At 44.2% G+C, this 12235-nt stretch carries 7 protein-coding genes; all 7 read right to left on the bottom strand.

The window, feature by feature from the left end; all coding sequences use genetic code 11:
* Nucleotides 1-168 precede the first annotated feature (168 nt).
* The gene (locus tag D6855_RS00715; RefSeq protein ID WP_120737021.1) at nt 169-1164 is read right to left on the bottom strand and encodes a helix-turn-helix domain-containing protein; all 996 of its coding nucleotides are present in this window, start codon (nt 1162-1164) and stop codon (nt 169-171) included.
* A gap of 122 nt (nt 1165-1286) precedes the next feature.
* On the bottom strand, nt 1287-1754 hold the full coding sequence (locus tag D6855_RS00710; RefSeq protein ID WP_334295388.1) for a VanZ family protein: 468 nt from the start codon (nt 1752-1754) through the stop codon (nt 1287-1289).
* Nucleotides 1755-1859: 105 nt separating this feature from the next.
* Nucleotides 1860-2696 (bottom strand): HAD family hydrolase, encoded by an 837-nt coding sequence (locus D6855_RS00705; protein WP_120737017.1) that lies wholly within the window; start codon nt 2694-2696, stop codon nt 1860-1862.
* 10 nt (nt 2697-2706) lie between these two features.
* Entirely contained in the window at nt 2707-4437 is a 1731-nt protein-coding gene (locus D6855_RS00700) for an alpha-amylase family glycosyl hydrolase (RefSeq protein WP_243111752.1), read from the bottom strand.
* A 150-nt stretch (nt 4438-4587) separates the two neighbouring features.
* The gene (locus D6855_RS00695; RefSeq protein WP_158589433.1) at nt 4588-7032 is read right to left on the bottom strand and encodes a methyl-accepting chemotaxis protein; all 2445 of its coding nucleotides are present in this window, start codon (nt 7030-7032) and stop codon (nt 4588-4590) included.
* Between the two features lie 158 nt (nt 7033-7190).
* The gene (locus D6855_RS00690) at nt 7191-9929 is read right to left on the bottom strand and encodes a hypothetical protein (protein WP_120737013.1); all 2739 of its coding nucleotides are present in this window, start codon (nt 9927-9929) and stop codon (nt 7191-7193) included.
* An 18-nt stretch (nt 9930-9947) separates the two neighbouring features.
* Entirely contained in the window at nt 9948-12062 is a 2115-nt protein-coding gene (locus tag D6855_RS00685; protein ID WP_120737011.1) for an efflux RND transporter permease subunit, read from the bottom strand.
* Nucleotides 12063-12235: the final 173 nt, after the last annotated feature.

Here is a 12235-nt window from a genome sequence, read left to right as displayed (position 1 = left end):
TGTATCCACTAAAAAATCATAGTCAGAATCCGCACTTATTGTGCTGGATTTGAAAAGATATTAACCGCTACTGGCTGTGCCGCAGGGTGAGAGTGGATACTCTGCTTGGTTTTCAAATACTCAAGTACAATAACACATCTAAAAATGTATGTCAACAATATTTTTGCATTATTCTCTGGAGAAAGACCTGGCAATTGCTGCAACTGCTCCAAAGAGCACTGCTGCGATAGGCCAAACGATCCATGTCACAGCCCATCCATTTGTGATAAAGCTCCATGCAAGGTATCCTGCAAGTACTACTGGCCAGTAGATTCCTGCAACTCTGCTTACGGTCTTGTTAGCTCTTTTGCCCTCTGTATTGTAATCGCCCTCCTGAAGGAGCTTGTTGTAAGAGCCCATAATGCTGCTGACTCTGATGATCATGTTTACTCCAACTGCTACCATTATAAGAAGAACTGCAACCATCGCTGTGATGATGGCGCCATTACGTGTAGTAGAAACAAAGAGGCTTGTGACAATAAGTGGAAGAGCTGAAAGAATGCATAAAACTACTCCAATGGCGATAAATAACGTGTGTTTCTTTTCAAATCTGGCCTTCTTTTCCTTGACCATTCCATCTACACCATAGGCTGTGTCGATGTCTACGCTCTCAAGAAACTCGTAGGGCTCAAGGTATCTGCCGTTTAAGATGAACATAAATACAGCCACAGCCACCATGAGAAGAAGTACTGTGATTCCCACTCCTACTGCAACCATTTCAGAAACAAATCTGGTTGATGAAAGACCTGCAAGTGCAATAAGAAGTGCTGGTGAAAGGATGCACATTGAAACTGCGTTAGCAATGTTTGGAGTAGTCTTTTCTACTACATTAAGGTAGGTTGATGACTCTTCCATGCTTACAAATCTGCGGCTTCCTCCAGCAGACTCTCCGCTGTCCTGTACAATAACAGATGTAGAAACTTCTTCAATCTCATCCTTTAATAAGTAGTCTGTGGTCACTCCAAAGAGTTCTGCCATCTTAAGTATGCGGCCAAGATCCGGTGTTGACTGAGCACTTTCCCATTTAGAAACAGACTGTCTTGAAACATCAAGTTTATCTGCAAGCTCTTCCTGTGACCATCCAAGCTTTTTTCTCTCGTTAATAATTTTGTCTGCAAGTATCATTTTGTTTTCCTCCGTTATTTTCGTTTTCAGTTTTTGTTTTCTGTGAACTCAGATTACGAAAAATAACAGTTGCAATCTATAAAGTCGTCTTGGAAATTTGTCAACTGATGGTTGCAAATGCGTCAACCACGCCTTTTCTTGTTGTGATTGGACAGCGGTCTGAAAATGGTCATACGCCCGGTCCATCCAACGATTCTTGTGATGATTATTCCAAAAAAGATTCCTATGGCATCTATAATAACATCTTTTTTCTGAGGAGTCCTCCCCGCCACAAAAGACTGGTGGTATTCATCAAGACAGGCAAAGCCCACACAAAAGATACCTGCAGAAAACACAAGCCACAGGCCTCTTACACCGTATACATAAAGGGGAAATGCCACAGAAACTGCAAGAAGAAAGTATTCTGTAAAATGCGCTGTCTTCCTGATATAATGCTGGCCCACCTCAGAGAGATGCTCAATATATTGCATACTCCAGCCCTTATCCAATGTTTCATTGGCGTATGTCAGGACCTTTACTCCCACCTCATAGCTGAGGGCGCTGCTCTCATCAGCATCCTGGGATGAAAACATAAATATCAGACACATCATCACTATTGCAGGCGCAAAAGACAAGGGTTTTAGCACAAACCTCAGTGTCTGCCTGATATATTCCAAAAAATATTTCATGACTGATCAGCTTACCCGTTTCCACATCTACAGACTCAATATCTTTTCAATACTTCCATCCTGGATTATCACCGGATACAGATCTTTATTTTTGATATTGAGCTTTTTGATGCTGTCATTTATCTGACTGTCAGTGACGTCATAGGTATTAAGGAAAATACTCCTTATTCCACTTGCTGCTGCCACCCCAACATCACTTGTAATGTCGTTACCTATCATAACACATTTTGACTTATCAAGGCCAAATTTGGACACAAGACCATCCATAAATGCAGGCTCTGGTTTTTTCACCATCCTGTCAGATGAGATAAATATGCCATTAAAGAATTCAAACAGATCGCAGGCCATCAGCTCTTTTACCGTAAAGGCCTTCTGGGCATTGGACAAAAGAAATATCTTCTTCCCGTGCCTTTGAAGCTCCCTTAAGGTGTGATCCACTCCCGAATACTTAATAAGCTTGTCCCTTGAAGTGTTTCTAAAGTATGTACAGATTGCCTGCATCTGAGGAGTTATGTATTCTTCCTCATCGTATTTGTGAGGCAGGTAAGAGGATGGGCTTTTTTCCTTCCCTCCGCTGTACTGGCCGATCTTCTCAGCGATGAGCCTGGTCCAGACCCAGGAGATCCTGATCTCAGGATATTTGGTTTTGATATGGGCATTCTTTGAAAGCCACTCTTTTAGCATCTGCTCCTCTTCGGCGCAGATCTCAAGATAGCGCTTCCTAAGCTCTTTGGCGCTATAGCTGGCTTTAAACTGATATTCGAGATAGGCAGCCATATCCTGCCACAGACCAGGGAGTTCCTCGTCTGTGTGGATATCGATAAGGGTGCCATATAGATCAAAAATGTAATTATCAAATGTCATAAGTATCCTCCTATCTGGTGAGGACTGCTATGCCATATGGTGCCATGGTCAGTGTGTTATCGGTTAAGGTGCTGACAGCTTCAGTAGTGTTTATCTGGTATGAAAGAGCCGTGTACTCTTTGGCAGTTTCGCTAAGACCAAGGTCCACTGTCTGCTCATCTGGTGATGCGTTTATGATAAACAGAAGTGATGATGGTCCAAAATAATCACCTGCCTGCTCAGGAGATACTGACCTTGTGAAGGCACAGATTTCCTTGTTTGACAGCTCTTTTACCGCTGTAGTAGTTCCTCTTGCTACCACAGGATAAGCGTTCCTTAGCCTGATAACAGCTTTGAAATAATTATATATTGAATAGGGGTCTTTTGTCTGCTCATCAAGGGCAGGATACTTCATCTTGAAGCTGTCCATGTTCTTAGGGCCCTTGCACATGCCCTGAAGGTCAGTAGTACTCCAGTACATGGGAGCTCTCTTATTTTCATCCTTGCCAGAGCCCTTCATTCCAAGCTCTTCGCCGTAGTAGATAAAAGAGTTACCGCCCATGATAAGACTAAGGCCGTAGGATAGCTTGATCTTGTCCTGTCCGCCACTTCCAGTGTAGTAGCCCGCAGACCTTGCCATGTCGTGGTTGGTGTAAAATGGCGCATTTACAGCGCTTTCGGATCTTCCCTGAAGGGTCTTCTCGGTGTTTTCCAGTGCCTCTGCAAATCTTGAAGCAGGGCTGTTTCCTCTTACGATGGATGCGATGATGCCCTCACTTCCTGCATATTCAAAGTCAAAAAAGCTGTCTATGCCGCTCTCATAGTACTTCTGATAGGTCGCAGCGTTGGCCCAGGCTTCGCCAACAAAGTAGGCGTCTGGGTTATCCTCTTTAAGCCACTTTAAAAACTCAATGTTCTTCTGGTCATCCCCGGTGTAATAGTAGGTTGTTGCATCAAGCCTGAATCCGTCTACGCCTCTGCCAGTCCAGAAATGCGTGATATCTGAAAGCTCCTGTCTCAGCGCATCGCTATCCAGATTAAGGTCTGGCATCTCTGACCAGAAGCGGGCTTCGTAAAAGTAGTCTGTATCTGAAACTGGCTCATAGCCAGCCTCTTTGGTGTTTGAAAAATGATAGTAGTCAAGATAAGGACATTCTGATAGCGCCTGCTCTGGGACTGCTCCGCCTGCTGCCTCAGTGTCTCCTGTATCCTCGGAGCCGCCAAACTCAAGTCCAGGGTGCTCTTTCAGGTAATCTGTCGCCTCTTTAAACCATGGATGCTGGCTTGAAGAGTGATTGAACACTGTATCTATGATCACATTAACGCCCCTGTCATGGCACTCTTTTACCAGATTATCAAAGTCCTCCAGGGTTCCATACTCAGGGTCAATGTCCTTGTAGTCTGTCACGTCGTACTTGTGGTAGGTCGTTGAAGGACTTATGGGCATTAGCCATATCTCGTTGCAGCCAAGGTCTGTATCAGTGGAATCATCGCCGTCATTGATGTAGTCCAGCTTCTTAGTAACACCGTTAAGGTCTCCGATTCCATCCCCATCGCTGTCATAGAAGGAATAGACGAAGATCTCGTAGGTTGTCCTGTAGTTGTCGTCAAGGACATTAACAGGAAGGTCTGTCTGCTGCGTTTCAGCCGCTTCGCTGCTTTCAGGCTCTGCCTGTTCTTCGCTTACTGCGCTTTTTCCACAGCCCGTCAGCATAGCCGCTAACAAAAGGCCTGCTATAGCTCTTTTCCCAAAAATATCCACTATCCTGTCCTCCCAAAAACGCGTGTATTTCTCTTTCCTGCTTCATCATAACATATCAGGCAGTTAAAGAAAACGTTTTCTTTGGTTAACATCTGGTAAAAAAACAGGAGGCACCATTTTCTGGTACCTCCTTGTAAGATATAAGCCTGTTTATCTGAAGAACTCCAGATCCTCCTTGAGCTCGTCTGCAAAGTTCTTAAGTTCTGCAGAAGTATCTGCAAGTCTTGAAGTCTCTTTGTTGAGCTCACTCATGGATGTAGATGTTGTCTCAGCAGAAGCTGCGTTCTCCTGAGAGATAGCTGAAAGGTTAGTCATAAGGTCTACCACAGCTTCTCCATAGCTGTCACAGGACTGAGCCTGGTCAAGAACCTCAACAACTGAGCTCTTGGTGAAGTCAATTCCTGTGCTGACACTTTCAAAGATATTGCTTGTTGCATCAATATCACTCTTCTGGTTTTGAATAAGCTCTGTCACTTCATTGATGGTCTCTACAGTCTTGTTGGACTCCTCTGACAGATTGTGGATGATGCCCTCGATTATCTTGGTAGATTCGTTGGTCTGATCCGCCAGAGTTGAGATCTCACTGGCAACTACCGCAAAGCCCTTACCAGCTTCTCCGGCTCTTGCTGCCTCAATAGAAGCATTGAGTGAAAGGAGGTTGATCTGGTCAGCAACAGAAGCGATAAGTGTAACAGCATCCTGGATCTTTCCTACGGATTCATCAGTCTTGCGAACCTGATCGACGATCTTGCCAAAGGCTTCCGTAGTGGAATCGCTGGATCTTGTCAGATTGTTCATATTGACGTTAGCTTCTTTTCCGTCGGAACTCATATTCTCAGATCTGTCTGAAAGGTCTGCAACACTATCCAGGATCTGCTGGATGTTGCTTCTGATATCAACAATCTTCTGTGAAGAGGTCTCGATATCCTTGGCCTGCTCGCCTGCGCCCTTGGAGATCTCCTCAATTGTCTCGCTGATCTCTCCCGCTACCTGCTTGGTCTTTATTGCGCTCTCCTCAAGGTTCACACCGGTATCTGCAAGAACATTACTCATGTTCTTAACCTTGTCCATTGTGCCCTCCAGGGTATCAAGGAATCCGTTAAGAGAACTTGCAAAGGAAGCAAACTCGTCCTTTCCTGATTCATCCGCTCTGGTCGAGATCTTACCTGAAGCAATCTCTTCAATCGCAGACTGGAAGGACTTAACACTCTTGTTGATTCCAATACTGATTCTGGCAAGGATAAGTAAAAGAACTACAATGCTGGCAATAAGAACGATGATGATAATGACTGTAACGCTGTTTCTTACAGCACTCATTTCATCCACAGCCTGGTTCTGAACACTTGCGCACAGATCACTAAGAGCTGTGTTTATCTCCTGATTATTAGCTTTTAGAGCAAGGGTATTGCCATCTATTGTCTTGATCTCATCAAATATGGCTCTCTTGGCTGCAAGGAGTGCCAGTGAGTTTTCTGCCAGAGATGGATCTGTTGTATATTTTGGTATGTTTTCTTCTATCTCTGTAAAAAGGGCTTCAATCTCCGCAAGGTTTGCTGAAACATCTTTTCCCTCTACTACAAGTTTACTGTATGTAGCCATCATGGCATCCAGGTCATCAAGGTGTGAAGCAAAGCCGTATACGCCAGAGATAGCGCCGCCGTACTTGTACTGATCACCGGGTGTGATAACAGAATTATCAAGATACAGCTCATATTCAAGGACAGGATATTTATCCATATCCAGATCTACAACGTTAAGGGTTGTTGATACTTCTTCCCAGGAATTGTGAGAAGCGTCGTATTTACCCGTAACCTTAATGGCCTTATCTCCGCCAAAGTCTGCTATCTCAGCACCCGCAAGGCCATCTCCGGACATTTCTGAAAGCTCTATAACAGAAAGATCAAATGGAAGTACATCTGATCCGTTCTTGAGCTTGATATTCTTGATATAGTAATCGCCCTTGTAAGTAAAGGTACCACCCACACGGAAGATCTGGTTATTACGTTTTCCTGCTTCAGGAAGCGCATAATCATAAACCATCATGGTGTAGTCTTTTCCGTCAACAGTGACCTGAGTTCCACCTTCGCCAAACACAGCGTCTATCCAGTGAATCTCGATCCAGTCGTTGTTATTTACAAGAACCTTGAAGCTCTCAGAAAGCTCTGCGCTGGCATCAAGGAACTGCTGGTACTTTCCAATCGAAGAATCATATCCTCTGTTGGAGTTGATGCTCTTGATCTCGTTGAAATTGGAGATATTCTGTTCAACGTTAGTTATGATGGAATCAACGGAAGACTGATAAGCAGGACCAGTCTTCTTTTTAAGCTGATTAGCCTTCTCAAGCATAGCATCCAGGTTATTAAGAGAGGCATTGAGATATGTCTCGTCAACATAGTACTGATAAAGCGCATCATTGGCCAGATTCTGGGCCTGGAGCACGTTTATCTCATTGACCAGTGAAACAACCTCACTGATCTGTCCATTTCTGTTAATTGATGTAACTCCAACTATTCCAATAATAAGCGCAGCTATGATTCCAAGTGCACCCATCATCAGGATCTTACCTTTGACCGACTGATAGAATTTTCCCTTCATTTTCAGCACCTCGCACATAAAAAAACGCTACAACGTGTATATTTATACTCATTGTAGCGTTTTCAAAAACATAAAACAACGAGGCAAGAGCCCGAAAATTCTTAAGTTTTTCTAAATTGGCAGTACTAAAATTAGCTCATTTTCGAATAATTATTAATTTAGAGGTTCTTGATACTGTCTGTCTTGATAATGAACTTAACACTGCTGTCCACATCATCGCTTGAACCACTGAAAGTCTTATAGCTGCTGCCTGCTTCCTGAATAGCCTGAAGTCTGTCAGTGAAGTCTGAAAGGTCTCCGTCAAACGCCTCGTAGATCTTCTTGATGCCCTCATCGTCAAACTTGGTGATTCCATCAAAGAGCTGTTTTACGCCATCGTCAAGCTCAACAGAACCGTCATAGAGCTCCTTGGTTCCATCTTTAAGCTCACCAGTACCATCATTGAGCTTACCAGCGCCATCTCTAAGTTCAATAGCTCCGTCGTTGAGCTGAACCGCACCATCTGCAAGCTCTGAAGCTCCGTCCCTGAGTTTGCCACTGTTTTCAGTAAGTTCTCTTGTGCCATCTGCCAGCTGTGATGCGCCATCGCTAAGATCACTTACACCTTTATCAAGAGCAAGTGCTCCCTCGTAGACCTTAAGGACACCAGACTTGAATTGGCCAGCTCCTGCAGCAAGCTTATCTGCTCCATTTTTGATGGAAGTAACATTTGGAAGCAGCATGCTGTCGATCATTGTCACTGAAGATGTTGCTGCGCCTTCAAGAGCTGCAGCAGTGCCAAGCATCTGGTTATATCCCTCGATGCATGTTACTGCGCCTTTGATCTGAGTAGGGGTGAATGCAGGTGTTGAATTAAGGATCTTCTTGGTTACGATCATATTCTTTGTAGAATTCAGAGTAACGTCATCATCTTCATCCTCATCGTCGTCCTCAAGAGTTAGTGTAACCTGCCTCTTAACCTCATCGGTATTTTCAGGTGTTCCCTGTCCCTCTTCAGCCTTCTTTTCCTCAGTTGTATCCTTCTTTTCCGGCTCAACAACAGTTTCGTCTGTCTTGCCGTTATTGTTTTCAGTTACTGGAACTGTTACTTCTGGCTCAGTAACCTCTTTTTCACCTTCCTCGTCCTTGTCAGGATTAGGAATTGTTTCTGTTGTAACAGAAAGAACATTGTCATCTCCTGAAGGAATTGGTGTCTCTGTTGTTTCAGAATATGCTTCCTCATCCTCATCAGTTGTAAGTCCTGAGAAAAGATCCTCTGCAGACATTGTAGTTACAACAGTCTGAGTAGTGGTTGTTGTTGCAGGATCAGTGCTGATAGCAGCAAGCACCTGGCTTGACTGTTTAACCTGATTCATAAAAGCATTAGCTGCTTCAATGCTTGTATAATTTCCGCCTGTTACTGTTCCAAGGCATGTTAAAAATGTTGTATTACCATCTATGTCTATGTCCTGTGGAGCAGCGGGAACTGATAAAGGATATGCTCCCTTTGATCCAAGCCAGTTCTTGATGTTTGTATAGCAATCTGCCTGATACTGAGCTTCTGCTTTCTTGGCAGTAAGAGCCTGCACAAATTGACCAGCGCCTTCGCTAAGTCCCTGTGCTCCATTGGCAAGAGCCTGTGTACCGCCCTGAAGATTGCCATCTTCCATTCCCTTCTTAAGTGCTGCTGTTCCAGCCTTAACCTGCTTGGTACCATCAGAGAGCTTAACAGCTCCGTCCTTAACCTTGGAAACACCGTCTGTATACTTGTTGATTCCATCAGAAAGAGTTCCTGCACCGCTGGCAAGCTTGCCTGTTCCATCAACGAGAGAGCCTGTTCCATCATAGAGCTTCTGAGTTCCATCCTTAAGCTCTGTTGCACCGTCGTAGAGCTTTTTGGTTCCATCTGTAAGATCTGTAGTGCCATCCTTGAGCTTTCCAGCGCCGTCAACAAGCTTGTTTGCTCCGTCGTTAAGCTCTTCCATGTCGTCCTTAAGATCATCAAGCTTATCAGAACCGGACAGATCAGTCATGCCAAAATCTGAGAGGATATCTGAGCTTGCCATTGTGATGGTCATTCCAAGCTCAAAGTCTGTTGTGTCTGCTGTGATCTCGAAGGAGTTTGAAAGTCTGTCCTTGATCTCATCTGCGTCATCGAGCTTATCCCACTTATCCTCAGAGATATCAAGGCTCTCCTTAAGTCCAGGAAGTGCAACACCCATAACGATGGTCTTTCCACCATCTGAAATTACCTTACCATTGGAGATCTCTACATTTGAAAACTTATCTGCATCAAGCATCATGCCTGAAACCATGGCAAATGGTGTGTAAACCTCAACCTCTTTACCATTAACTTCAACGGTCTGCTTGTCGTTGTTCTCATACTCAAACTTAATGGTTACCTTTCCGCTCTTGCCAGCAAGTTCCTCAGGAGAGATCTCTTTTCCATCGAGAGTATATGTGATCTTCATGGTTACAGGAAGCTGCTTGTCTGTAGTTCCCTGATAGTAGATGTCTGAGCCCTCAGCGTCCCATGTAAGGGTTCCGTCGCCGTTGTCCTTGAAGGTCTCACCGCCCTTGACGTTTACGATATTCTTAAGCTCAGTAGAATCATCAAGAGCTGCGGATGATGCGGCGTTTTTGAGCCACTCACTTACGATGACATCGTTTACTGCGCCGTTGGCATCAGCTGTAACATAAACTGTCTCAACCTTGTCTGCAGATGACTCTGCTGAAGCTATGTTTGAAGCGCTGACCATGGTATTTGCAAGAGTATCTGTGCCTGCCTCTTCTTCAGCGGCCATTGTAATTGCTGTCTCATTTGTATCTACCGTGTTCTGTCCGCAGGCAACTGTCATCATTGCCAGCATTGCGGCCATAATTACTGAAAGTGATTTAATAAGATTCTTTCTGATCATTTTTCATCCCTCCTCGTTTCAAGCTACTTTATGTCTGTGGATCAGGCCAACGTGGTGACCATCTTCCGTTTTAACTGTCTTCATTCCAAATGTGGTCCTCATGATCAGGCCATCAAAGAGCATATACATTGCTGGCAGGATCAAAAGAACTGTGAACATGCTGATGATTGCTCCCCTTGCCATAAGCATGCACAAAGATCCGATCATGTCGATGCTGGAGATAAGTCCAACACCGAAGGTTGCTGCAAAGAAGCTGAGCGCACTGACAATTACTGACTTCATGCTGGTAGAAAGAGCTATCAGCGTAGCTTCCTTCTTGCTGTGGCCCTCTCTTCTCTCATTCAAGTACCTTGTTGTCATAAGGATCGCATAGTCAACTGTTGCTCCAAGCTGGATGGTTCCGATTACTACTGAAGAAATGAATGGAATAACCGTTCCTGTGTAGTAAGGAAGTCCCATGTTTACGAAGATTGCAAACTCGATGACCGCAACCAGGATAAATGGAAGGGAGATCGACTTAAGTACAAAGGCGATGATCAGGAAAACAAGGCCGATAGAAACAAAGTTTACAACCTTGAAGTCGTGATCTGTAATATTTATCAGATCCTTGGTACATGGCGCCTCACCAACTACCATAGCCTTTGGATCATAGCTCTTTACGATACTGTCTACAGCTGCGATCTGGTTGTTGATCTCGTCTGAAGCTATCTTGTAATCAGTGGTCAAAAGAACCATCTTCCATTCATCACTTTCAAGGTCAGACATAAGATCTTCCGGAATGAACTCTCTTGGGAAAGCAGGTCCAAGGATCGAGTCTGTGCCAAGAACTGAGATTATTCCATCAGTCTCTTTTAACTGCTCTATCATCTGTGTCATTGATGCTGTGTCCAGATTCTTGTCCACAAGAAGCATGTAGGCTGAGTTCATGTCGAACTCCTCATCAACCTTGTTGGCGCCCTGAACGCTCTCAAGGAAATCCGGAAGTGTCTGGGTCAGGTCATAGTACACAGTTGTGTGGTTGTTGCCGTAGATCGCAGGGCCTAAAAGAGCAAGGAACACTGCAAAGAAGGCTATGTAATACTTTGAAATAAACTTAGGAAGCTTTACAAACTCTGGCATAAGTGGTTTGTGCTTGGTCTTCTCGATCATCCCGTCAAATACAAGGATCATGCTTGGAAGGATCGTTACACATCCGATAACACCGAAGATAACTCCCTTTGCCATAACAACTCCAAGGTCAAGGCCCAGAGTAAAGCTCATAAAGCAAAGAGCCACGAAACCGGCAATTGTTGTGATTGAGCTTCCAATTACTGACTGGAAGGTTGCGGATATGGCATTTGCCATGGCATCCTTCTTGTCGCTGTTCTTATCAAGCTCCTCCTGATAGCTGTGCCACAGGAAAATGGAGTAGTCCAGCGTAACTCCCAGCTGAAGTACCGCACTAAGTGACTGGGTGATAAAAGAGATTTCTCCCTTAAACACGTTGGTTCCCATGTTGTAGACGATGGTCATTCCTATACTAAGAAGGAAGAACAATGGGATAAGGTAAGAATCCATTGTCAGCGAAAGAACAATTACCGCAAGAAGTACTGCGATACCTACGTAGATAGGTGTTTCTTTCATAGCCAGATTCTTGGTATCTGTAACAATGGCGCTCATTCCACTCATGAAACACTGCTTGTTGGAGATCTTTCTGATCTCCTCAATGGCATCCATGGTTCCATCAGCTGAAGTCCCATCGTCAAATATGACAAACATCATTGTGGAGTCGTCGCTGTTAAAGGCCTCATAAACCTCATCTGGCATCATCTCCATTGGGATACTGATGTCCATTACCGAGTCGTACCACAGCACGTCAGCTACGTGATCCACTTTTTCAATCTGGGCCTTTAAATCTGAAACATCTTTTTCCTCCATGCCCTCTGCCACATAAAGGACAAATGCTCCTGTTCCAAACTGGTCCAGCAAAATATCCTGTCCCTGCATTGTCTCGATGTCCTTAGGCAGATATGTAAGGATATCGTAGTTAACTCTCGTGTTGAAGTAGCCAATTGCAGATGGAATAAGTAATGCGATCGCAGCGATCAGGATCACATATCTCAGGCTAACAATCAGATGTGAAAGTTTCTTCATACCATTCCTCCTTCAGAATCCAAGCGTTTTGTGCGCAATTCTGATAATTTATTTCAATTAGGCTCTGCTAATTCAAAATTTATTATTGACTGTTGGTCATTTTCTTATTATGGTATATCACACAAATGACCATTGGTCAATATTTAAGGAAAACATTTTCAGAAAAAGAGTTT

Source organism: Butyrivibrio sp. CB08 (genome assembly GCF_003625485.1).
Taxonomy (GTDB): domain Bacteria; phylum Bacillota; class Clostridia; order Lachnospirales; family Lachnospiraceae; genus Butyrivibrio.
Note: the sequence above shows the minus strand (reverse complement) of the source record. Positions and strands in the feature narration are given on the sequence as shown.